Raw genomic sequence first — 21,361 nt, forward strand, 5'->3', positions numbered from 1 at the left:
AGGACCGGCCCGGCGCGCGCCGGGCCGGTCCCTGGACGCGGCTTAGAAGCGGAACGCCGCCGTGGCGCGAATGCTGTGCCAGCGGAAGTTGGTGTCGCTGCGACGGAAATCGGTGCCATTCACCGTGCCGCCGTTGTTCGCGTTCGTGAACGGCGTGCCGGCCGGACCCGCGGTACGGACGCGGAAGGAATCGTCCTGATAATCGTGGTACAGATATTCCAGGCCGATCGAGAAGTTGTTGCCCAGCTTCTGCTCGACACCGCCGCCCGCCTGATACCCGAACTGATCACGCTTGCCGCGGCCAGTGAAACTGTTCGTGCTCTGGCTGGACGAGAAGTCGCTGTCGATCCGGGCATAGCCGGGGCCGAACGCGCCGTAGAACAGGGTCGTGTTGTTCGGCGTGTAGCCGGCGCGGGCGCGGATACCGGCCTCCCAATCGATCGAACGCGTGAAGACGTAGTTCGCCGGAGTCACCGAAAAGGCGGTGACGCTGTCGGTGATCTCGGTCTTGCCGAATTCGCCGACGACGCCGATCACGATGTTGCCCATCTGCTGATCGATCCCGACGCGGCCATAATAGGACCAGCCGTCCTTGTCGTTCCGGCAACCGGTGCCACGCGGCTGCGCCAGGTTTGCCGTGCTCTGCTGCCCTGGCGCGTTGGCGCTGACGCCGCGACCGTTGCAGAAACCGGGGCTGAAGGCGTTGCCGCCCGTGCCGGTCAGCACGGAATCACCGAAGCGGCCATCCAGGTTGCGATCGAACAGGACCGAGCCCGCGTCGTTGCCCTGAACGTCGTAACCGCCGGCTGCGCCGACGTAGATGCCGGTGAACGTGTCTTCGTTCATTTCCTGCGCCGACGCGGCGGCTGGCATGATTGCGAACGCGGTCGCAGCGGTGAGAAAGAGGCCGAACTTCACTGTATATTCTCCTGAATTGGTCGGCGCAGATACGATCGGGGCCGGGCCGCGGTTGCGCGATGAAATGTTGCTGGGCCAATTCGCGCGGCCAATGTTGCAGCTTTGCCACAGTGATACGGTTTGTCCGCGGGCGTCCGCCGGATATAGCAGGGCATGGCTGAAGACCTGTTCGCGTCCACAACGTCCCCCGGCGTCGCCTATGACGCTTCATCGATCGAAGTGCTGGAAGGGCTGGAGCCCGTCCGTCGCCGCCCCGGCATGTACGTCGGCGGCACCGACGAACGCGCGCTGCATCACCTGGCGGCCGAAGTGATCGACAATGCGATGGACGAGGCGGTGGCGGGCCACGCGACGCGGATCGAGGTGACGCTGGAACCGGGCAACCGGCTGACCGTGGTCGACAACGGGCGCGGCATCCCGGTCGATCCGCATCCGAAATTCCCCGACAAGAGCGCGCTGGAGGTCATCCTGTCGACGCTGCACTCGGGCGGCAAGTTCGCAGGCAAGGCGTATGCGACCAGCGGCGGGCTGCACGGTGTCGGCGTGTCGGTGGTCAATGCGCTGTCGTCCGACACGGTGGTGGAGGTCGCGCGCGACCGGCAATTGTATCGCCAGCGGTTTGCGAAGGGGCTGACGCTCGGCCCGCTGGAGAGACTGGGCGGGACGCCGAACCGGCGCGGCACGTCGGTGGCGTTCACGCCCGATGACGAGATTTTCGGGCCGGAGCTGCATTTCAAACCGGCGCGGCTTTACAAGCTGGCGCGGTCGAAGGCGTATCTGTTCGCGGGCGTCGAAATCCGCTGGAAATGTGCGGCCGAGCTGATTTCGGACGATACGCCGGCCGAGGCGGTGTTCCAGTTTCCCGGTGGCCTCGCCGATCATCTGCGCGAACAGATTGCGGGGCGCGAAAGCGCGACCGCCGATTTCTTTTCCGGATCGCAGGACTTTCCCGGCGCGGCCGGGCGGGTTGAGTGGGCGGTCGCGTGGCCGCTGTGGAGCGACGGGAGTTACTCCTGGTATTGCAACACGATCCCGACGCCCGACGGCGGGACGCACGAACAGGGGCTGCGGCAGGCCTTGGTCCGGGGACTGCGTGCCTTTGGCGATCTCGTGAACAACAAGAAGACGAAGGAACTGACTGCCGACGACGTGATGGTCGGCAGCGAATTGATGCTGTCGGTGTTCATCCGCGAGCCGCAATTCCAGTCGCAGACCAAGGACCGGCTGACCTCGCCCGAGGCGGCGGGGCTGGTCGAGAAAGCGGTGCGCGACCATTTCGACCATTGGCTCGGCCACAATATGGAGCGCGGGAAGGCGCTGCTGGGCTATGTCCTCGAACGGATGGACGACCGGCTGCGGCGCAAGCAGGAGCGCGAGGTCAAGCGCAAGACCGCCACGTCGTCGCGCAAACTGCGCCTGCCGGGCAAGCTGACCGATTGCGCATCGGACGATCCCGCAGGAACCGAATTGTTCATCGTCGAGGGGGACTCTGCGGGTGGTTCGGCGAAGCAGGCGCGCGACCGCAAGACGCAGGCGATCCTGCCGATCCGCGGGAAGATACTGAACGTCGCGTCGGCGACCTCGGCCAAGATCATGGCGAATCTGGAGATCGCCGACCTGATCCAGGCGCTCGGCTGCGGGACGCGCAAGGACTGTCAGCCCGACGCGCTGCGTTACGAACGCATCGTCATCATGACCGACGCCGATGTCGACGGCGCGCATATCGCGACGCTGCTGATGACGTTCTTCTTCCAGGAAATGCCCGAACTGGTGCGGCGCGGACATCTGTATCTGGCGCAGCCGCCATTGTACCGGCTGACCGTCGGCGCGAAATCGCATTATGCGATGGATGAAATCGAGCGGGCGAAGATCGAAAACGGCGTGTTCAAGGGCAAGAAGGTCGATGTCGCGCGCTTCAAGGGGCTGGGCGAGATGAACCCCCAGCAGCTGCGCGAAACGACGATGGACCCGAAAACGCGCAACATGCTCCGCATCACCCTGCCGCAGGAGTATGAAGAACGCGCCGTGGTGAAGGATCTGGTCGACCGCCTGATGGGCACGAACCCCGCGCACCGCTTCGCCTTCATCCAGGAAAACGCCGCGCGGATGGACGAGGAAGCGATCGACGCGTGAGCGCGGCGGCGGTCCTGACCGGGCTGTTGGACGGCGGGAGCGTCACGCCGATCGGCACCTGCCGCATCTATCATCCGCTGCGGCTGCACGCCGCGCTCGACGGGCGGTTTCGCTTCGATCAGACCGGCGCCTACGGCTATGTGCATTCGACCGGGGAGGTCGTGCAGCAGGCGCGGTTCCTGTCCGGCGAACGCGCGATCCCCGCCGACATCTGGCCGCTGGTGTCCGAACGGCCGCATCGCTCGCCCGACGCGGACGCCCGGCTGAACTCGTCCTGCTACGTCGTGGAAGTGTCGTCGCTGAAGGACATCCAATACGGCGAGTGGCGGCTGAAGGGCAGCAGGCTGGACCGCGTGCTGGATGACCGCGAACTGTCGCGGACATTCTGGCGGCACAGCGCCGCGGATGCGCGCGGCGCGCGGATGGAGCAACTGCGCGGCGTCGCGAGCTATCATGCGCTCGACGATTTCCGGCAGGATATGGTGCGCGAAAGTTTCGTCGTCCGGCAGGATGCGGACGACGTCCGGCGCGATCTGGACATCCTGAAGGCGATGCTGCCGTCGCTGCTGATCGTCACGCATTGCGACGTGATCGGTTACGACGGGCGGCCAATCGCCGATCGCCGCGCGGGTATCGAGACCGTCCGCACCGCAGTGCAGGCGCTGGGCCTGCCTTTATTCGAGCCGGCCGAGGTGCTGCGGCGCTGGCGGCAGGCGGACGCGCTGCCGATCTTCGGCGTCGACACGTCGCACTACACGACGCCCTTCGCGCGCGATGTCGGGCGTGCGCTGATCGGCCGGATCGCCGGCGATACGACCATGCCTGCGGCGAGCAGGCCGAGCGACGCGCCAGTCGTTGCCAGCGCCGCCAAGCGGGCCGCGTTCGCCGTCGCGCTTGCTCAACGCGCAGTGGCGGTGGATCGGCTGCGTCCCGCGATCCGGCTGTTCGCGGCCGCCGTCGACGTGCCGGCGCACCGGCCGATAGCCGCACGCGGGCTGATGGACCTGTACCGTACGGCGCTGCGGCGGCTGAGCGGAGCGCGCGACGACGCGGCGATCATGACGGCCGCGGCGCTGGTCCTGACCCTTCATCCCGACCAGACGAGCGCGTTGCGCGCGACCGCGCTTGCGCTGGAGCGGCTCGACCGCGTCGAGGAAGCCGTCGTCTATTGGGAGCGGCTGATCGAGATCGAACCCGAGATCGACCGGTGGCGCGTATCGGCGCAGCGCGCGCGACGACGGCTGATGATCGCTGAGCGCGCGCTCAGTCGTTCCCGCCGATGAAGTCGCCCAACCCGCCGAGCACGCCGCCCTCGCCCCGGTTGCCGCCGCGGCCGCCCGCCGCCGCCAACATCCGGCCCGCCAGCCGCGAGAAGGGGAGGGACTGAATCCACACCTTGCCGGGGCCGCGCAGGCGGGCGAAGAATGCGCCTTCGCCGCCGGAGAACATCGTGCGGATGCCGCCGACCGCGATCAGGTCGAAATCGACGCTGGGGGTATAGGCGGCGAGGCAGCCCGTATCGACGTGCAGTTCCTCACCCGCGCGCAATTCGCGCTCCACCACGGTGCCGCCCATCTGGACGAAGACCCAGCCGTCGCCGTCCAGTTTCTGCATGATGAAGCCTTCGCCGCCGAACAGCCCGGTCATCACCTTGCGCTGAAACGCGATGCCGATCTGGACGCCCTTCGCGGCGGCGAGGAAGCTGTCCTTCTGGCAGATCAATGTGCCGCCCACGTCGGCGAGGCGGATCGGCAGGATCGATCCGGGCGTGGGGGAGGCGAAGGCGACGCGCGCCTTGCCCGACCCGCGGTGCGTGAAGACGGTGGTGAACAGGCTTTCGCCCGTCACCAGCCGTTTGCCCGCGCCGAGCAGCTTGCCCATGAACCCGCCGCTTTGATCGCCCGATCCGTCGCCGAAGACGGTGGTCATCTCGACGCTGGCGTCCTTCCACACCATGCCGCCGGCTTCGGCGACAGCGCTTTCGCCCGGATCGAGTTCGATCTCGACGAACTGCAACTCCTGGCCCTTGATCTCGAAATCGATATCGTCGGCCACGCCTGACTTTGCGTGATGGCTCCAGGGGTTGTTGGTCATGCGAAAGGCTCCGTCGTTGAACGGCGCCGTTCTAATCGCGGCGGCGCGCGGCGAGAAGATGCCGGATGCGGCGGACGATGCCGAGCGCGACGAAACCTAGCGCGATCGCAATGGGGATGAGCGGCGCGACGCGGGGGATTGCTGGCAACCAGCGCGCGCGGACGACGACCAGCAGTACGCCGGCCAGCGCCAGCGGCAGCGCGATCAGTGCGGGCGCGAAGGCGGCGTGGCGCAGCGCGGCGAGGTCGCGGGGGGCGAGCGGCATCCGCGCGCTATCGCCCGTTCCGAACGCGCTTGCAAAGGGAGTTTTTGTATCTACATCTGACGCGGTGGAGGTGGCGTTCGATCCGGCGAAGGACGCCATCAACATCGCCGAGCACGGTGTGTCGCTGGCGGTCGGGGCGACGATCTTCGACGATCATGACCACATCGTCCTGACCTCGATCCGGCCGGTCGATGGTGAGGACCGATAGAAGGTGATCGGAATGATCGAGGGAAAGCTGTTCACAGGTGTGCACGTCCGGCGCGGAACGGTAATCCGCTTCATTTCGGTCAGGAGGAGTAACGATGGCGAATCACGCATCTATCGTCGCGCTTGAGGCCGATCCGGCGGACGCGGAGGATTTCGCGGTTTCGCATGCCGAGATAGAACGGGCGCTGGCCGAGCGGCGGGCGCGTCCTGGCCGGCCGCGGGGATCGACCAAGGAACAGGTGTCGCTGCGGATCGATCGCGATGTGCTCGAACGCTTCCGCGCGACCGGCCCCGGCTGGCAGACGCGGATCAACGAAGCGTTGCGCCGCGTCCAGCCGTAACGGCGGGGGATATTGCCCCCGCGCGTTCGCGCGCGTATCGGGCAATGCACGGGCGGTCCGCTGATGGGGCCGCCCGCGCTGTTTCTATCGAGGAGACCTCCCGTGTCGATCACCGCCCTGATGCCCGTTTACCCACGTTGCGGGGTGCGGCCGGTGCGAGGCGAAGGGTGCCATCTGATCGGCGAGGACGGCCAGCGCTATCTCGATTTCGCGAGCGGTATCGCGGTCAACTGCCTTGGCCACGGCCACCCTAAACTGGTGAAGGCGATCGCGGATCAGGCCGCGACGCTGATGCACGTCAGCAACCTGTACGGATCGCCGCAGGGCGAGGCGTTTGCGCAACGGCTGGTCGACAATAGCTTCGCCGACACGGTGTTCTTCACCAATTCGGGCGCCGAGGCGGTCGAATGTGCGATCAAGACCGCGCGGCGTTACCATTTCGCCAACGGCAATCCCGAACGGCATACGCTCATCACTTTCTCGATGGCGTTCCACGGGCGCACGATCGGCACGATCTCGGCGACCAACCAGGCAAAGATGCGCGATGGGTTCGAGCCGTTGTTGCCGGGCTTCGCCTACGCCGAGTTCAACGATCTGGCAGGAGCGCTGGCGCTGATCGATGCGAACACCGCGGGCTTCTTGGTCGAACCGATCCAGGGCGAGGGCGGCATCCGCCCGGCGTCGAAGGAATTCCTGACCGGCCTGCGCAAGGCGTGCGACGAACACGGCCTGCTGCTGGTGCTGGATGAGGTGCAGGCGGGGTATGGCCGGACGGGCAAGTTGTTCGCGCACGAACTGTACGGCGTGACGCCCGATATCGTTGCCTCGGCGAAGGGCATTGGCGGCGGCTTCCCGCTCGGCGCGTGCCTGGCGACCGAGGAGGCCGCGAAGGGCATGGTGATCGGCACGCACGGCTCCACCTATGGCGGGAATCCGCTGGCGATGGCGGCGGGCGAGGCGGTGCTCGACGTGATCCTGGAGGACGGTTTCCTCGATAACGTGACGAAGATGGGCGACCGGCTGCGGCAGGCGCTGGAGCAGATGATCCCGAACCACGATCATCTGTTCGACAGCGTGCGCGGGCATGGTCTGATGCTGGGGTTGAAGCTGAAAAGCGACAGCCGCCGATTCGTGGCGCACGCGCGCGACAATCACGGGCTGCTGCTGGTCGCGGCGGGCGAGAACGTCGTTCGCATCCTGCCGCCTTTGGTGATCGACGAGAGCCATATCGCGGAATGTATCGAGAAACTGAGCGAAGCGGCGCGGGTGTACGTGCCCGCCAGCGATGAGTAGGCACTTCAAATCCTCCCCGGAACGGGGAGGGGGACCACGCGCTTCTTCAGCGCGTGGTGGAGGGGCAGCCGCAAGCGCCCCGCTCGTGGCTGCCCCTCCACCAGCTTCGCTGGTCCCCCTCCCTGTTCCGGGGAGGGATTAGAGAGTGCGACATTTCCTGAACCTTTCCGACGCGGGCGCGGATGGCATCGCGGCAATGCTGGTCGATGCGCTGGATCGCAAGGCCGCGCGCACCGGTTGGCCAAAGGGTCGCCGCGACGCCGACATGCCGCTCGCGGGGCACGTCCTGGCAATGGTGTTCGAGAAAAATTCCACCCGCACTCGCGTGTCGTTCGACATGGCGATCCGCCAACTCGGCGGCACCTCGATCGTGATGGATGCGGGCACGATGCAACTCGGCCGCGGGGAGAGCGTCGCGGATACCGCGCGCGTGCTGTCGGGTTATGTCGACGCGATCATGATCCGCACCGACGATCATGCCAAGGTCGAGGAGATGGCGCATCACGCGACCGTTCCGGTCATCAACGGCCTGACCGACGCATCGCATCCGTGCCAGATCATGGCTGATTTGCTGACGATCATCGAAAGCGGGAAGGCGTTGCCGGGGCTGAAGGTCGCGTGGCTGGGCGACGGCAACAACGTGCTCGCCTCGATCGTCGAAGCGGCGGGGCTGATGCATTTCGACGTCGTCGCGGCGTGCCCGCAGGGGTTTCAGCCCGAAGAAGAAGCGATCGTCCGCGCCTCCGGCCGCGCGCGCGTCGTCGCCGATCCGCGCGAGGCGGTGGAGGGGGCGGACATCATTGTCACCGACACGTGGATTTCGATGGGGCAGGACCATGCCGAAACGAAGCTGAAAGCGCTGACGCCGTATCAGGTCGATGCTGCGCTGATGGCGGCGGCCAAGTCCGATGCGAAGTTCCTCCATTGCCTGCCCGCGCACCGCGGCGAGGAAGTGACTGCGGAGGTGATCGACGGCCCGCAGTCGCTGATCTGGGCCGAGGCGGAAAACCGGCTGCACGCGCAGAAATCGATCCTGCGCTGGTGCTTCGGGCAGATCGGTTGATCGGACGGGGTTCGGACCCCAGATAACCGTCGTCCCCGCGCACGCGGGAACCCATCTCCGGTGCGAGCCGCAAGCCCGCCCGTCCCGTTTGCCGAACGAACAGGTGATGGGTTCCCGCTTTCGCGGGGATGACGTTTTTGGATGGCTGATGACCGATAGTTCAAACCCCGACCTCGATCTCGACCGCGCGCTCGGCTTCACGATCCCTGCGCGTCACGCGCGTGGGCGAGTGATCCGCGTCGGGCCGGTGCTCGACACGATCCTGGCCGCACACGCCTATCCGCCCGTGATCGAGGCGTTGCTGGCGGAGGCGCTGACGCTGACCGCGCTGATCGGGTCGACGTTGAAGGACACCGCCGGGCAACTCACGCTCCAGACGCAGAGCGAACAGGGCGTCGTGCGGCTGCTGGTGTGCGATTATCAGGGCGGCGAATTGCGCGGGTACGTCCAGTATGACGCCGACCGGCTGGCCGACGCGCCCGCCGATCCGACATTGTTCGCGCTGTTCGGCAAGGCGTATCTGGCGATCACCTTCGATCTGGCGTCCAGCGGCGAGCGCTATCAGGGGATCGTGCCGCTCGACGGCGATACCTTGTCGCAAGCCGCGCAGAGCTATTTCGTTCAGTCCGAGCAGATTCCTACGCTGGTACGGACCGGGTTCGCCAAGGGCCCGGACGGGAAATGCGCCGCGGGCGGGCTGTTGCTGCAGCATCTGCCGGAGGGCGAGGACGGACGTGAGCGGCTGCACACGAAGCTCGACCATCCCGAATGGGAGCATGTCGCGATCCTGGGGCAGACGATGAGCGCCGGCGAGTTGGCCGATACATCGATCCCGCTAGAAACGCTGATCTGGCGGCTGTTCAACGAAGAGGACGAAGTCCGCGTACTGGGCGGCGTGGCGCTGACGCGCGGATGCCGTTGCACGCGCGAGCATATCATCTCGGTGCTGGCGAAGTTCCCGGACGAGGAGCGCGCCGCAATGGCCGACGACGCAGGCATGATCGCGGTCGATTGCGCATTCTGTTCGACGGTTTTCCCGATTCGGGCCGATACGCTCGCCGCATGATCGCTCAAAACCCACCGCTGGGTTTCCGAATCTGCTATAGTCGAGTCGTCCGGCGAAACGTAGGGGATCGCGAGCCGCTCCGGGCACGGGGATTGAGATGCGTCGATATCTGCAACGCCTGGCGGTGGCCGGGCTGATCGCCGTTTCCGCGACCGCACCCGCGCAGGCGCCGCGGGTCGCGGCGCTCGACTTGGTCGCGCCGGGCGCATGGTCGCTGCACGAGATCGGATCGACCGGCGCGCCGCTTGCCCTGTGCGTGCGTGAAGCGACCGCCTTGCTGCAGGTGCGGCACGGCGCGTCGCAATGTTCGCGCTTCGTGGTTGATCAGGGGCCGCGGCGGGCCACGGTTCATTATACCTGCCCCGGCCTTGGCTACGGCCGCACGACATTGTCGGTCGAGGACGAAGGCGTCATCCGGTTGCAGACGCAGGGAATCCTGCGCGGCGCGCCGTTCGATTTCGATTACGAAGCGCGCCGCACCGGAACCTGCTCTCCCGCGGGCACGCGTTAAGACGGTCTTCACCCTGGTCGAGTTATATCGGCCGGGTGCTTTCTTTGGGCACGCTTTTCTCCCTAGCTGGCCGGTGACGGCCTATCCTTTGGGCCGTCCCCCGGGGCGGCCCTTTTTCTTGCGCCAAACCGCCGATGGGCCTAGCGCGCCCGCGATCATGACCAACGAAGTTCCTCTGGCGGTCGCCCTCGTTTCGGGCGGCCTCGATTCCATGGTGTCGGCGGCGCTGGCGCGGGAGGCGGGACATCGCCTGCTCGCGCTGTCGATCGACTATAACCAGCGTCACCGGCTGGAACTCGCAGCGGCGCGGCGGATCGCCAAGCTGTTGGAGGCTAAACGCCATATCGTGCTGCCGATCGACCTGTCGGCGTTCGGCGGTTCCGCGCTGACCGCGGACATCGACGTGCCGAAGGACGGCGTTGGGCCGGGCATCCCGGTCACCTACGTCCCCGCGCGCAACACGATCTTCCTCAGCCTGGCGCTCGGCTGGGCGGAGGCGGCGGGCGCGCGCGATTTGTACGTCGGGGTCAACGCGCTCGATTATTCGGGCTATCCCGATTGCCGCCCCGAATTCATCGCCGGGTTCGAGGCGCTGGCCGAACTGGCCACGAAGGCGGGAGTCGAGGGTAGCCCGTTCCGCATCCAGGCCCCGCTTCAGCACATGACGAAGGCCGACATCGTTCGCGAAGGCGCGCGGCTGGGGCTGGACATGGGGCTTAGCTGGTCGTGTTACGATCCGGCGGGAATGCAGCATTGCGGACGCTGCGACAGTTGCCGATTGCGCGCGAAGGGGTTCGAGGAGGCGGGCGTCGTCGATCCGACGGACTACGCCGAACGTCCATGACCTATGCGGTCAAGGAGATGTTCCTGACGCTGCAGGGGGAGGGCGTGCAGGCCGGGCGGCGCGCGGTGTTCGTGCGCTTTGCCGGGTGCAATCTGTGGTCGGGCCGCGAACGGGACCGCGCGACCGCGGTGTGCCGGTTCTGCGATACCGATTTTGTTGGGGTCGATGGCCTTGGCGGCGGCAAGTTCGCTGAGGCGGGTGCGCTGGCGGCGGCGGCGGCGGGTTTCTGGGGTGAAGGACGGCGCGCGCGTTATGTCGTGCTGACCGGGGGCGAGCCGATGCTGCAGGTCGACGATGCGCTGGTCGATGCGCTGCACGCCGCAGACTTCGAGATCGCGATCGAGAGCAACGGCACGCTGCCGGTCCATCCTGGCATCGACTGGGTCTGCATCAGTCCGAAGGCGGGCAGCGAAACGGTGCAGCGATCGGGCGACGAGCTGAAATTGGTATGGCCGCAGGCGGGCAGCGACGTCGACGCGATGGAAGGATGGGATTTTACCCATCATCTCATCCAGCCGCTCGACGATCCGCAAGCCGACGCCAACCGCAACGCCGCGCTGGCGCTAGTGATGGCGCGCCCGAACTGGCGGCTGTCGCTGCAGACGCACAAACTGCTGGGGCTGCGTTAGATTTAGTTCCTCCCCGGCACGGGGAGGGGGACCAGCCGCAGGCTGGTGGAGGGGCAGCCAAGCAAGACAGTCGCTCGTGGCTGCCCCTCCACCACGCCGCTGCGCGTCGCGGTCCCCCTCCCCGTGCGGGGAGGATTTAGTCTTACCGCTGCGCCACCGCGACGCCGGCATAGGGCGGCGGGAAGTTTTGCGGGCCGCATTTCTTGGCGACCCATTCGCCCTTCTTGGACCAGCAGATCGCCTCCATCCGCGGCAGCGTCGCCTGTGCCGCATAGTAGCGCGGGAAACGCTGCTCGCCCCACGGGACCAGGCTGTTGCGCAACTCGCGCGTCCGGTTCCGGGCGATGTCGGCGAAACTGCCGCGTGGCTGGAAGATGGCGTCGCGGCCGATCGCGGCGGCGACCTGACAGAAATTGTACTGCGCAGCGACCGTCGCGAAGGCCGAATAGGTGCGCGTGCCGAACTGGTCGAGCGCGGCCTGGCCAAGCTTCGCGGTCTTGTTCGTGCGCACGAAATATTTGTTCAGCGTATCGAAGCTGTCTTTCAGCTCCTTCTTGTGATCGGCCAGGATCGCATTGTAGTTCGACACCGTCAGCAACGTCGGTTCGAACTGGCATTGCAGCGCGGCGACGTTCAGCGCGGCGCGCATGTTCCACACCAGCGCCGCTGTCAGCTCCTCGCGCGTCGCGCCGGGCAGCGCCTGGCCGATGCCGGGTTCGTCGCCGACCACCGGGGCGCCGCTGAAGTCCTTGGACTGCATGAAGAATTGTGCCGACGCCGGTGCGGCCGTCAACAATACCGCAGCGGCGATACCGGCCCCCGCGAAACGCATCCCCATCATCTCGATTTCCTCCCCCGACGCACAACGCGCGGGATTCTATGCCTTTTCGAATCTGTCCCCAAGCCTTTTCGGCACGTTTCAGGGGCGACCCGACGATTTGGCGTCATACAGCGGTGGCCGGAATCCGTGAAGGGGTCGCAGACGTAACGAACGCGTCGAATGCGCCAAAACGAAAAGAGGCCGCCCGGTCACCCGGACGGCCCCTTTCGTTAGCACCCGCCCTAAGGCGGATACCAAAGCGATTACATCGCGTTCGACGAATTCGTCATCATCGCGTCGTTCGACATCATGGTGTCGTTCGACATCATCGTGTCGTTCGCCATCATGCCACCGTTCATCGCGCCGTCAACGGCGGTCATGTTGTCGGTCATGGTGTCCATGCCCTCGGTGGCGTTCATGTCGGTAACCATCGTGTTGTCGGTGGTGGTCTCGGTCTTCGAACCGCAGGCCGACACGGCGAGTGCTGCAGCCGCGATGGCCGAACCGGTCAGGATTTTCGAGAATGCACGCATGAATAGCTCCCTAGACAGTGGATTTGGACGGCATACCGGCCATTAATACCCAAACCGTGGTGGACATTAATCGCAGAACGCCGACCTCTCAAGCACAGATTTCATCAGCACAAGAAAGGCTTTCAAGAAAGGCGTCGCACGTCAACGCAAGTGCAGCATCAAAAGTTGCATGTTCGTGACACCGGCCGAGCGCCGCGGCGCTGGTCACTGGGTATTCAGCGATCCCGCATGGCACGATACCGCCGAAATGCGTCAGGTCGGGCGACAGGTTCACCGCAAAGCCGTGGAGCGTCACCCAGCGCCGCACGCGCACCCCGATCGCGCCGATCTTCGCCTCCCGCTCTTGCGTGTCGATCGTCCAGATGCCGATCCGGCCGGGCGCACGGAAAGCGTCGATCCCGATTTCGGCCAGCGCGGCGATCACCCAGCCCTCCACCGCACGGACGAAGCAGCGCACGTCCTTTCCGCGCTTGTTCAGGTCGAGCACCAGATAACCGACGCGCTGGCCCGGCCCGTGATACGTGTAGCGCCCGCCGCGGCCCGCCGGGACGACCGGGAAACGCGCGTCGAGCAATTCGGCCGGATCGGCGCTGGTCCCGGCGGTGTAGACCGGCGGATGCTCCAGCAGCCAGATCAGCTCGCGCGCATCTCCCGCGATGACCGCGGCGTTGCGCGCCTCCATCTCGGCCAGCGCATCGGCATAGTCGGTCAGCCCCGACGTCACGCGCCATTCGATGTCGTTCTTTCTCACGGATGCGAGATGCGGACCCCGGCGGCGATTGGCAAGCGCGGGCGGCGCGAGTAGGCGGGACGGGACGCTACCGGGGACCGCCATCAATGCCACGTATCAGCACCATCTGGGACCGCACGACCGAGGTGCTGGCGGGCCGCGCGGGCATCCTGACGGTGATCGCCGCACTGCTGCTGTTCGCGCCCGCGGTCGCGCAGGCGGTGCTGGCGGCGGCGCTCGGCGAGCAGTCGGTCGTCGTATCGCTGTGGAATCTGGTTGCGCTGGTGCTGACGATCTGGGCGTCGCTGTCGCTGACCGCTGTGGCGAGCGATCCGGCGGTGACCCGTGAAGGCGCGCTGGCGACCGGCGTCGCGCGGCTGGGGCCGGGGCTGGGCGTGCTGATCGTGGCGATCGTGGTGGCGATCATCGCGTTGCTGCCGGGGATCGTGTTGCTGATCGTGGGCGGCCTGAAGTTCCTGCCGAACGGAAAGATCGATCCGGCGTCGGCTACCGGCGGCGCGGCGTTGATCGGGATGCTGTACTTCCTCGTCTTGTCGCTCGGCGCGCTCTGGGTCAGCGCGCGGCTGGTGCCGCTGTTCGCGATCGTCGTGAACGAACGCCGCGGACTGGGCGCGTTCCGCCGCTCGTTCGCGTTGACGCGCGGATCGACGATGAAGCTGATCGGCGTGATGATCCTGTATGCGATCGTGCTGTTCGTGGTGTTCGCCGCGACGACGACGGTGGTCGGGCTGATCCTGCGCCTGGCGCTGGGTTCCGAGGCTACGGCCGCTGTTTCGATCGGCGTCGCGATCGTCGCCGGAATCGTCACCGCGGGCGCGGCGGTGATGCAGAATGTCTTCTCCGCGCAATTCTATGTCGCGACTGCTGGTGACAGAGATATGGCACCCGCATGAACCTTAATTTCGGGCGGCTGCTCGCCGACGTCTGGGCGCTGCTGCGGCGCGAGGGCGATCTGATCCTGCGCGTGGCGGGGCCATTGATCTTCCTGCCCGCGTTCGCGGTGCAATTGCTGTGCGATCCGCTGCCCTCCATCCCGCCCGCGCCGCGTGACGAAGCCTCGATCGCGCGCTGGGTCAATGCGGTGACATTGTGGGGGCAGTCAAACGCGGGCTGGTATCTGCTGGCGGATGCGATCGGCATCCTCGGCGTCGCGACGCTGGCGGTGCTGTTGACCACGCCCGGACGACCGAACGTGGGGGAGGCGCTGGGGATCGCGGGGCGGCGCTATGGCCGTTTCCTGCTCGCCGCCCTGCTGGTCGCGATCCCGGTCGGGGCGGGAATGTGGCTGTTCCTGCTGCCCGGCCTCTACATTCAGGCGCGGCTGATCGCGGTGCAGCCGGTGCTGGCGGCGGAGCAACCCACGGCCGCGCGCGCATCGCTGGTGCGCAGTTTCCGGGTCACGCGCGGGGCGGGGTGGGCGATCCTCGGTGCGATCGTGACGTTGTTCCTGCTGCAATATCTGGTGCTGGCGCCGCTGGCCCCCGCCGACGCCTGGCTGCGCTCTCCGGATCATGAGAATCCGTTCGTGCTGGCGCTGGTCGATGCGGCGCTGGCGGCGGCGGCAACCGCCTATCACGTCGGGCTGGCGTTGCTCGGCGTGGTCGTCTGGCGCAGGCTCGCGAGGCAGGGGATCTGAGGCGCGGCGTCGGCGGGCAGCACCCCGGCGACGCGCGGATCGGCGAAGGTTTCGATCGTGCGCTTGATCGCGACGAAGCCCTGTGCGCGGTAGAAATTCAGCGCCGAGGGATGATCGAGCGTGCAAGTGTGCAGCCAGACGCGCTTGATATCCCATAGCCACGAACGCGAAAGCGCCTCCGCCATCAGCCACCGGCCCAGCCCTTTGCCCGCCAGTTCGGGGACCAACCCGAAATAGGAAATCTCGCATTCGTTCGGCTCGCGGTGATCGAGTTCGATCATCCCGACCTCCACGCCCGCACGATCGACCGCGGCGAAGATCGAAATGTCGGGATCGTGGATGATCGCGGTCAGCGTCCGATCGTCCATCACCAGCCGCGAAAACCACAGCCACGGCGCACCGACACGGCGGAACAGCGCGCGGTATTTGTCCGGGGCGGGCCGGTCCCACGCGATCAGCTGCAGCGGTGAATCGGGAACCGGACGCAATGCCGGGCGGCGCATCATTTCCAGCGTCGTGACGATCGTCGCGATGCGATCGTCGGGGACGGCCGTTAAGCCCATGTCGCGCGCGGCGGCAGGCTCATCAGGATCGCGTCGATGTTGCCGCCGGTCTTCAGGCCGAACAACGTGCCGCGATCATAAACCAGATTGAATTCGGCATAGCGCCCGCGCCATTCGAGCATCGCGGTTTCGTCGGCATGGGTGAAGGGCGTGTTCATGCGCCGCCTGACGATCCGCGGATAAGCGTCGAGAAACGCACGTCCGATATCCTGGATGAAGGCGAAGTTCGCGTCGAAATCGCCCTCCAGATGATCGACGAAGATGCCGCCCACGCCGCGGCTGACCCCGCGATGCGGAATGCGGAAATACTCCTCCGCCCAGTCGCGGTAACGCTCGTGATACCCCGCATCATGCGCGTCGCACGCCGCCTTCAGCGTGCCGTGGAAATCGTCGGTGTCCTCGGCGATCGGCAGCGGCGGATTTAGGTCCGCGCCGCCGCCGAACCAGCGCTTCGTCGTGACCAGAAAGCGGCAGTTCATGTGCACCGCGGGGACGTGCGGGTTGGCCATGTGCGCGACCAGGCTGATGCCGGTCGCGAAAAAGCGCGGATCGTCCGACGCGCCGTTGATCGACTTCGCGAATTCGCCCTCGAACGTGCCGCCGACGGTCGATACGTTGACCCCGACCTTCTCGAACACGCGCCCCTTCATCACCCCGCGCACGCCGCCGCCGCCGGGTTCTCCGCTAGGGTCGATGCGGTCCCACGGGGCATAGTCGAACGTCGCATCCGACCCGGCCTCGCGCTCGATTCCCTCGAATTCGGCGCAAATCAGGTCGCGCAGATGTTCGAACCAGATACGGGCGGCGGATTGCTGTTCGTCGAGGTGCATGGGTCCGTTCCTAACTGATCCTCCCCGGCACGGGGAGGGGGACCGTTCGCCTCTTCGGCAAATGGTGGAGGGGCAGCCACAAGGTCCGGTCCTGCTTGGCTGCCCCTCCACCACTTCGTGGTCTCCCTCCCCGTGCCGGGGAGGATTTATTGTGGCCAGCCGTCGGTCTGGCGCAGCGCTTCGGCCAGCACGATCCCCGCGCTGACCGCGACATTCAGCGATCGGAAGCCGGGCCTCATCGGGATGCGCACGCGCAGATTTGCGGCCGCATGAACCAGTTGCGGCGCGCCCGCGCTTTCGGACCCGAACAGCAATATGTCGTCGGCTTCGAACGTCACCTGCGGCAGCGGTGCGGCACCGGCGGTGGTCGCCAGCACGATCCGTCCCGGCGTGGCGGCGCGGAACGCGTCCCAGTCGGCGTGCCTGACGACATCGGTCGCCTCGGAATAGTCCATGCCCGCCCGCGCCAACGCGCGGTCGCTCCACGCAAACCCCATCGGCTCGATCAGGTCGACCGCCACGCCAAGGCACGCGGCCAGCCGGATGATCGTGCCGACGTTGCCCGCGATATCGGGTTCGTAGAGGGCGATGCGCATCGCGCCCCCGTACCCGTTCGGCCGTCGGTGTAAAAGCAGTTGGCAAAGCAGCGACCCCGCGTCTATCAGACCTCAGCTTTCGCCTGTGGACGAAGGCGTCTTGGCGTGTGCGCAACCTTGAGCACCGCCCGATACGAACGGACAAGGGTTACGAATGGCGAGCGTCAGCGAAACGGTTCCTCCGGGCGAGCACAGTGCGCATGGACCGGAAGACGGCCATGACCCGCGCCGCCGCGACTTCATCAACATCGCTGCGGTCGCGTGGATCGGCGTGGGCGCCGGCGCGGTCGTGCTGCCGCTGATCAACCAGATGAATCCCAGCGCCGACGTGCTCGCGCAGTCGACGACCGAGATCGATCTGTCGAAGATCGCCGCGGGTCAGGCGATCAAGGCCAGTTTCCGCAAGCAGCCGTTGTTCGTGCGCAATCTGACCCCGGCCGAGATCGCCGCTGCGGACGCGGTCGATGTCTCGTCGTTGCGCGACCCGCAGACGCTGGAAGAACGCACGAAGGCGGGCAAGAAGAACTGGCTGATCACGCTGGGCGTCTGCACCCATCTCGGCTGCGTGCCGCTCGGCGCGGGCGAGGGCGAGAACAAGGGGCCGTTCGGCGGCTATTTCTGTCCTTGCCACGGTTCGGCCTACGATACGGCGGCGCGCATCCGGCAGGGACCGGCGCCGCTGAACCTGCACGTCCCCGAATACACCTTCACGTCTGACACGGCCGTCACGGTCGGTTGAGGTAGCGAACATGAGCTTTTCCTGGGCCAAGCATTATGAGCCGAAGCAGCCGCTGATGCGGTGGCTCGACGAGAAGCTGCCGGTGCCGCGTCTCGTCTACAACTCGCTCGGCGGCGGTTATCCCGTGCCGCGCAACCTCAATTATTTCTGGAATTTCGGCGTGCTCGCGGGCCTCGCGCTCGTCTGCCAGATCGTCACCGGCATCGTGCTGGCGATGCATTTCGGGGCCAATTCGGCGATCGCGTTCGGATCGGTCGAACATATCATGCGCGACGTAAATGCTGGCTGGTTCCTGCGGTATGCGCACGCCAACGGCGCGTCGATGTTCCTGTTGGTCGTATATGTCCACATCGCCCGTGGCCTGTATTACGGATCGTACAAGGCGCCACGCGAGATGGTGTGGTTGCTGGGCGTCGTCATCTTCCTGCTGATGATGGCGACCGCGTTCATGGGTTACGTGCTGCCGTGGGGCCAGATGAGCTTCTGGGGCGCGCAGGTCATCACCGGCTTCTTCTCGGCCATTCCGCTGGTCGGCGAATCGATCCGCATCTGGCTGCTGGGCGGTTTCGCGCCTGACAATGCGACGCTCAACCGCTTCTTCTCGCTCCATTACCTGCTGCCGTTCGTAACCGCAGGCGTCATCATCCTGCACATCTGGGCGCTGCACATCCCCGGCTCGAACAATCCGACCGGCGTGGACGTGAAGGGCGAACAGGACACGGTGCCGTTTCATCCATATTACACCGCGAAGGATGGCGTCGGCGTCGGCGTGTTCCTGCTGGTGTTTGCAGCACTCATCTTCTTCAGCCCGAACCTGCTGGGTCACCCGGACAATTACATCGAGGCGAACCCGCTTTCGACGCCTGCGCACATCGTGCCCGAATGGTATTTCCTGCCGTTCTACGCGATCCTGAAGAGCTTCACCGCCGACTTCGTCATCGCGGCAAAGCTGTGGGGCGTGCTCGCGATGTTCGGGTCGATCCTGCTGCTGTTCTTCCTGCCGTGGCTCGACAATTCGCCGGTGCGGTCATGCAACTATCGCCCGAAGTATCGGATGTTCCTGATCGTGCTGCTCTTCGACGTTCTCCTGCTCGGCTATGTCGGCGGAGCGGAGGCGACGGCGCGCAACGTCATCCTGGGGCAGATCGCGACGGCCTATTATTTCGCGCACTTCCTGATCATCCTGCCGTGGGTCGCGCGCTCGGAACGTCCGCGTCCGCTGCCGAACTCGATCACCGAAGCGGTGCTGAGCAAGCACGGTGGGACGAGTCCCGCCCAAACCGCGCTCGCGCACTGATCCGCACACACAAGCATCCGAACGGGGACTGATACTCACATGGTTCGTACCATCGCACTCCTGATCGGCGCGGCGTTCGTCTTCGTGCTGGGGATCGCGCTGTTCGGGACGGTTTCGACCGCGATCACCGATCCGGCGCCAGAATCGGCCGAGCACGAATTCCACCTGCACCCGGCCCACATCGGATTGTCGTCGGCGGGCCTGTTCGGCAAGTTCGACAACCAGCAGGTCCAGCGCGGCTTCCAGGTGTACAAGGAAGTCTGCTCGGCGTGCCATTCGCTGAAATACGTCCACTTCCGCGACCTGCAGAAGATCGGTTATTCCGAAGGCCAGGTGAAGACGATCGCCAACGATTGGGCGATCGAACAGCCGTCGATCAACCCGGACACGGGCGAAGCGGCGACGCGTAAGAACGTGGCGTCGGACCCGTTCCCCAGCCCCTATCCGAACGAGATCGGCGCGCGCGCGGCGAACAACAATGCGCTGCCGCCAGACCTGTCGCTGATGACGAAGGCGCGACATGACGGCGCGAACTACGTCCACGCGTTGCTGACCGGCTATCAGCCGCAGCAGCCGGCCGAACTGGTGAAGAAATTCCCCGGATCGGTGACCCCGGCGGGCCTGTACTACAATCCGTATTTCGCGAACCTCAACATCGCGATGCCGCCGCCGCTCGCGTCGGACGGACAGGTGACCTACGCCGACGGCACCGTCGCTACGAAGGATCAGATGGCGAAGGATGTCGCCGCGTTTCTGACGTGGACCGCCGAACCGAACATCGAATCGCGCCATGCCACGGGTCTGGCGACGGTGATCTTCCTGTTGATCTTCATCGCGCTTGCGTGGGGCGCGTATCAGAACGTCTGGCGCAACGTTAAGCATTGATCGGGCGCAGCCGGATTGCGGTAGCAATCCGGGAGACACCGCGGGGGTCCACGCGAAAGTATTACTTTCGCGGGTGCCCGCGGCCGGCGGCGTCGCGTCGCGGCGCCGTCCGACGGTGCAGCGATTGAGGACGGGAGCAGCCTTTTGGCGAACGACGACCTGAAGGCCCTGATCCGCACGATCCCGGATTTCCCGAAGCCGGGCATCCAGTTCCGCGATATCACCACCCTGTTGCTCGACGCGAAGGGCCTTGCCGCTTGCATCGAACGCATGGTCGCGGCGACCCGCGGTCCGGTCGACCTCGTCGCCGGGATCGAAGCGCGCGGATTCCTGTTCGCGGCCGCGATCGCGGTCCCGCTGAAGGCGGGCTGCCTGCTGATCCGCAAGGACGGCAAGCTCCCCGGCGCGACCATCGCCGAGGATTATGCGCTGGAATACGGGCAGGACCGGATCGCGATGCACGCCGATGCCTGTGCGACCGGCGCACGCGTGCTGCTGATCGACGACCTGATCGCCACCGGCGGCACCGCCCGCGCTGCGGTGCGGCTGTTGCGCAAGGCGGGGGCCATCGTCGAACAGGCGCAGTTCCTGATCGACCTGCCTGACCTTGGCGGTGCGGACGCGCTCCGCGCCGACGGGGTCGCGGTCGACAGCCTCGTGGCGTTCGCGGGTCACTAGGGCCGCACAAGGGAACCAGGACGGTCCGTTCTCGTTTCATGATGACTTGCGGCGCGTATTCCGCCGCGCTCCAGTGTGCAGGAGAGTGATCATGGACTTCAAGCGGTTGAGCATCGTCGCGCTGATCGGCGGTCTGAGCCTGGGCGCCGCGGCCTGTACCGACGGCTACGGCTATGGCGGCGCATCGCTCGGTTACGGCCCCGGCGGCTATGGCGGCTATTACGACGACGGCTTCGGGTACGGCGGCGGCGGATACGGCTATGGCGGGATCAATTCCTACTATGGCTGGAACGACAACTTCTATTACCCTGGCACCGGCGTGTACGTGTACGATCGCGATCGGCGTCGCTACCGTTGGAATGGCAATCAGCAGCGCTATTGGCAGGGGCGCGGCAACGCTTACTGGAACGGGCGCGGGCTTGATCGCGGCGACCGGCGTCAGATCCGCGACAATTGGCGGGATTTCCGCGGCGACGTGCGCGCCGACCGGCGCGACTATCGCAATGATGTGCGCGGCGCCCGGCAGGATCTGCGGCAGGGCGAGATCAATCGCGGCCAGTTCCGCGAGCGGCGTCAGGATGCGCGGCGCGAATTCCGCGGCGATGTACGTCAGGAACGGCGTCAGTTGCAGCGGCAAAACCGGCGCGCCGTCCGCGACTGATGGAAATC

At 66.1% G+C, this 21,361-nt stretch carries 26 protein-coding genes; 17 read left to right on the forward strand and 9 right to left on the reverse strand.

The window, feature by feature from the left end:
- Positions 1-42 precede the first annotated feature (42 nt).
- Positions 43-918 carry an outer membrane protein gene (locus M0208_RS15490; RefSeq protein WP_408988107.1) on the reverse strand — a complete coding sequence of 292 codons (876 nt, stop codon included), beginning with the start codon at positions 916-918 and terminating at the stop codon, positions 43-45.
- A 153-nt stretch (positions 919-1,071) separates the two neighbouring features.
- Here M0208_RS15490 and parE point away from each other — a divergent pair, with 153 nt between their 5' ends.
- Entirely contained in the window at positions 1,072-3,051 is a 1,980-nt protein-coding gene (gene parE / locus M0208_RS15495) for a DNA topoisomerase IV subunit B (protein ID WP_258892568.1), read from the forward strand.
- Positions 3,048-4,334, forward strand: coding sequence for a hypothetical protein (locus M0208_RS15500; protein WP_258892569.1), 1,287 nt, complete (start codon positions 3,048-3,050; stop codon positions 4,332-4,334). Before parE ends, M0208_RS15500 begins: the two co-directional genes overlap by 4 nt.
- Here M0208_RS15500 and M0208_RS15505 read toward each other — a convergent pair.
- Both M0208_RS15505 and M0208_RS15510 read right to left on the reverse strand, forming a co-directional pair.
- Positions 4,315-5,145, reverse strand: a complete 831-nt coding sequence (locus tag M0208_RS15505; protein WP_258892570.1) for a TIGR00266 family protein — start codon at positions 5,143-5,145, stop codon at positions 4,315-4,317. The two genes, M0208_RS15500 and M0208_RS15505, sit on opposite strands and share 20 nt — an antisense overlap.
- Positions 5,146-5,176: 31 nt before the next feature.
- Positions 5,177-5,410, reverse strand: coding sequence for a hypothetical protein (locus M0208_RS15510; protein WP_258892571.1), 234 nt, complete (start codon positions 5,408-5,410; stop codon positions 5,177-5,179).
- Positions 5,411-5,474: 64 nt separating this feature from the next.
- On the opposite strand from M0208_RS15510, the gene M0208_RS15515 reads away from it, so the two are divergent.
- The 8 genes from M0208_RS15515 to queE all read left to right on the forward strand — a co-directional run bounded on the left by M0208_RS15515 (position 5,475) and on the right by queE (position 11,364).
- Positions 5,475-5,618 carry a BrnT family toxin gene (locus M0208_RS15515; RefSeq protein ID WP_258892572.1) on the forward strand — a complete coding sequence of 48 codons (144 nt, stop codon included), beginning with the start codon at positions 5,475-5,477 and terminating at the stop codon, positions 5,616-5,618.
- Positions 5,619-5,712: 94 nt separating this feature from the next.
- A complete protein-coding gene (locus tag M0208_RS15520; RefSeq protein WP_258892573.1) occupies positions 5,713-5,958 on the forward strand; it encodes a BrnA antitoxin family protein in 246 nt (81 codons plus the stop codon).
- 102 nt (positions 5,959-6,060) lie between these two features.
- A complete protein-coding gene (locus M0208_RS15525; RefSeq protein ID WP_258892574.1) occupies positions 6,061-7,251 on the forward strand; it encodes an aspartate aminotransferase family protein in 1,191 nt (396 codons plus the stop codon).
- A 145-nt stretch (positions 7,252-7,396) separates the two neighbouring features.
- On the forward strand, positions 7,397-8,314 hold the full coding sequence (gene argF, locus M0208_RS15530) for an ornithine carbamoyltransferase (RefSeq protein ID WP_258892575.1): 918 nt from the start codon (positions 7,397-7,399) through the stop codon (positions 8,312-8,314).
- A 148-nt stretch (positions 8,315-8,462) separates the two neighbouring features.
- The gene (locus M0208_RS15535) at positions 8,463-9,380 is read left to right on the forward strand and encodes an Hsp33 family molecular chaperone HslO (RefSeq protein ID WP_258892576.1); all 918 of its coding nucleotides are present in this window, start codon (positions 8,463-8,465) and stop codon (positions 9,378-9,380) included.
- A 97-nt stretch (positions 9,381-9,477) separates the two neighbouring features.
- On the forward strand, positions 9,478-9,891 hold the full coding sequence (locus M0208_RS15540) for a hypothetical protein (RefSeq protein ID WP_258892577.1): 414 nt from the start codon (positions 9,478-9,480) through the stop codon (positions 9,889-9,891).
- 157 nt (positions 9,892-10,048) lie between these two features.
- A complete protein-coding gene (queC, locus tag M0208_RS15545; protein ID WP_258892578.1) occupies positions 10,049-10,735 on the forward strand; it encodes a 7-cyano-7-deazaguanine synthase QueC in 687 nt (228 codons plus the stop codon).
- Positions 10,732-11,364 (forward strand): 7-carboxy-7-deazaguanine synthase, encoded by a 633-nt coding sequence (gene queE / locus M0208_RS15550; protein WP_258892579.1) that lies wholly within the window; start codon positions 10,732-10,734, stop codon positions 11,362-11,364. Before queC ends, queE begins: the two co-directional genes overlap by 4 nt.
- Positions 11,365-11,506: 142 nt before the next feature.
- Here the strand turns inward: queE and M0208_RS15555 are convergent, their stop codons facing one another.
- From M0208_RS15555 to lipB, 3 genes are all read right to left on the reverse strand, one after another.
- Positions 11,507-12,202 (reverse strand): hypothetical protein, encoded by a 696-nt coding sequence (locus tag M0208_RS15555; protein ID WP_258893279.1) that lies wholly within the window; start codon positions 12,200-12,202, stop codon positions 11,507-11,509.
- A gap of 245 nt (positions 12,203-12,447) precedes the next feature.
- Complete coding sequence (locus tag M0208_RS15560; protein WP_258892580.1) at positions 12,448-12,717, reverse strand: hypothetical protein; 270 nt, start codon at positions 12,715-12,717, stop codon at positions 12,448-12,450.
- A gap of 88 nt (positions 12,718-12,805) precedes the next feature.
- Positions 12,806-13,468 carry a lipoyl(octanoyl) transferase LipB gene (gene lipB, locus M0208_RS15565; protein ID WP_258892581.1) on the reverse strand — a complete coding sequence of 221 codons (663 nt, stop codon included), beginning with the start codon at positions 13,466-13,468 and terminating at the stop codon, positions 12,806-12,808.
- An 86-nt stretch (positions 13,469-13,554) separates the two neighbouring features.
- On the opposite strand from lipB, the gene M0208_RS15570 reads away from it, so the two are divergent.
- Both M0208_RS15570 and M0208_RS15575 read left to right on the forward strand, forming a co-directional pair.
- A complete protein-coding gene (locus M0208_RS15570) occupies positions 13,555-14,361 on the forward strand; it encodes a hypothetical protein (protein WP_258892582.1) in 807 nt (268 codons plus the stop codon).
- Positions 14,358-15,104, forward strand: coding sequence for a hypothetical protein (locus tag M0208_RS15575; RefSeq protein WP_258892583.1), 747 nt, complete (start codon positions 14,358-14,360; stop codon positions 15,102-15,104). Before M0208_RS15570 ends, M0208_RS15575 begins: the two co-directional genes overlap by 4 nt.
- Here M0208_RS15575 and M0208_RS15580 read toward each other — a convergent pair.
- From M0208_RS15580 to M0208_RS15590, 3 genes are all read right to left on the reverse strand, one after another.
- On the reverse strand, positions 15,041-15,667 hold the full coding sequence (locus M0208_RS15580; protein ID WP_258892584.1) for an N-acetyltransferase: 627 nt from the start codon (positions 15,665-15,667) through the stop codon (positions 15,041-15,043). The genes M0208_RS15575 and M0208_RS15580 overlap by 64 nt on opposite strands.
- A complete protein-coding gene (gene hemF, locus M0208_RS15585) occupies positions 15,658-16,497 on the reverse strand; it encodes an oxygen-dependent coproporphyrinogen oxidase (protein WP_258892585.1) in 840 nt (279 codons plus the stop codon). Before hemF ends, M0208_RS15580 begins: the two co-directional genes overlap by 10 nt.
- Before the next feature lie 146 nt (positions 16,498-16,643).
- The gene (locus tag M0208_RS15590; protein ID WP_258892586.1) at positions 16,644-17,093 is read right to left on the reverse strand and encodes a tRNA (cytidine(34)-2'-O)-methyltransferase; all 450 of its coding nucleotides are present in this window, start codon (positions 17,091-17,093) and stop codon (positions 16,644-16,646) included.
- Positions 17,094-17,247: 154 nt separating this feature from the next.
- Between M0208_RS15590 and petA the strand changes: the two genes are divergently transcribed.
- The 5 genes from petA (at position 17,248) to M0208_RS15615 (ending at position 21,353) form a co-directional block, all read left to right on the forward strand.
- Positions 17,248-17,832: a ubiquinol-cytochrome c reductase iron-sulfur subunit gene (gene petA / locus M0208_RS15595; RefSeq protein WP_258892587.1), complete on the forward strand. Its 585-nt coding sequence runs from the start codon at positions 17,248-17,250 to the stop codon at positions 17,830-17,832.
- Between the two features lie 10 nt (positions 17,833-17,842).
- Positions 17,843-19,129, forward strand: coding sequence for a cytochrome b/b6 (locus M0208_RS15600; protein WP_258892588.1), 1,287 nt, complete (start codon positions 17,843-17,845; stop codon positions 19,127-19,129).
- A gap of 39 nt (positions 19,130-19,168) precedes the next feature.
- A complete protein-coding gene (locus tag M0208_RS15605) occupies positions 19,169-20,014 on the forward strand; it encodes a cytochrome c1 (protein WP_258892589.1) in 846 nt (281 codons plus the stop codon).
- Between the two features lie 144 nt (positions 20,015-20,158).
- The gene (locus M0208_RS15610; protein ID WP_258892590.1) at positions 20,159-20,692 is read left to right on the forward strand and encodes an adenine phosphoribosyltransferase; all 534 of its coding nucleotides are present in this window, start codon (positions 20,159-20,161) and stop codon (positions 20,690-20,692) included.
- A gap of 91 nt (positions 20,693-20,783) precedes the next feature.
- Positions 20,784-21,353, forward strand: a complete 570-nt coding sequence (locus tag M0208_RS15615; RefSeq protein ID WP_258892591.1) for a hypothetical protein — start codon at positions 20,784-20,786, stop codon at positions 21,351-21,353.
- The last annotated feature ends 8 nt before the right edge of the window (positions 21,354-21,361 follow it).

This window comes from Sphingomonas sp. SUN019 (assembly GCF_024758705.1).
Taxonomy (GTDB): domain Bacteria; phylum Pseudomonadota; class Alphaproteobacteria; order Sphingomonadales; family Sphingomonadaceae; genus Sphingomonas.

Coding starts and splice junctions, on each gene's coding strand:
- M0208_RS15520 (WP_258892573.1), top strand. CDS start 5,713: ATGGCGAATCACGCATCTATCGTCGCGCTTGAGGCCGATCCGGCGGAC.
- M0208_RS15590 (WP_258892586.1), bottom strand. CDS start 17,093: ATGCGCATCGCCCTCTACGAACCCGATATCGCGGGCAACGTCGGCACG.
- queE (WP_258892579.1), top strand. CDS start 10,732: ATGACCTATGCGGTCAAGGAGATGTTCCTGACGCTGCAGGGGGAGGGC.
- M0208_RS15540 (WP_258892577.1), top strand. CDS start 9,478: ATGCGTCGATATCTGCAACGCCTGGCGGTGGCCGGGCTGATCGCCGTT.
- M0208_RS15600 (WP_258892588.1), top strand. CDS start 17,843: ATGAGCTTTTCCTGGGCCAAGCATTATGAGCCGAAGCAGCCGCTGATG.
- M0208_RS15505 (WP_258892570.1), bottom strand. CDS start 5,145: ATGACCAACAACCCCTGGAGCCATCACGCAAAGTCAGGCGTGGCCGAC.
- M0208_RS15580 (WP_258892584.1), bottom strand. CDS start 15,667: ATGGGCTTAACGGCCGTCCCCGACGATCGCATCGCGACGATCGTCACG.
- petA (WP_258892587.1), top strand. CDS start 17,248: ATGGCGAGCGTCAGCGAAACGGTTCCTCCGGGCGAGCACAGTGCGCAT.
- M0208_RS15560 (WP_258892580.1), bottom strand. CDS start 12,717: ATGCGTGCATTCTCGAAAATCCTGACCGGTTCGGCCATCGCGGCTGCA.
- M0208_RS15615 (WP_258892591.1), top strand. CDS start 20,784: ATGGACTTCAAGCGGTTGAGCATCGTCGCGCTGATCGGCGGTCTGAGC.
- queC (WP_258892578.1), top strand. CDS start 10,049: ATGACCAACGAAGTTCCTCTGGCGGTCGCCCTCGTTTCGGGCGGCCTC.
- hemF (WP_258892585.1), bottom strand. CDS start 16,497: ATGCACCTCGACGAACAGCAATCCGCCGCCCGTATCTGGTTCGAACAT.
- M0208_RS15555 (WP_258893279.1), bottom strand. CDS start 12,202: ATGGGGATGCGTTTCGCGGGGGCCGGTATCGCCGCTGCGGTATTGTTG.
- M0208_RS15605 (WP_258892589.1), top strand. CDS start 19,169: ATGGTTCGTACCATCGCACTCCTGATCGGCGCGGCGTTCGTCTTCGTG.
- parE (WP_258892568.1), top strand. CDS start 1,072: ATGGCTGAAGACCTGTTCGCGTCCACAACGTCCCCCGGCGTCGCCTAT.
- M0208_RS15535 (WP_258892576.1), top strand. CDS start 8,463: ATGACCGATAGTTCAAACCCCGACCTCGATCTCGACCGCGCGCTCGGC.
- M0208_RS15510 (WP_258892571.1), bottom strand. CDS start 5,410: ATGCCGCTCGCCCCCCGCGACCTCGCCGCGCTGCGCCACGCCGCCTTC.
- M0208_RS15570 (WP_258892582.1), top strand. CDS start 13,555: ATGCCACGTATCAGCACCATCTGGGACCGCACGACCGAGGTGCTGGCG.
- M0208_RS15575 (WP_258892583.1), top strand. CDS start 14,358: ATGAACCTTAATTTCGGGCGGCTGCTCGCCGACGTCTGGGCGCTGCTG.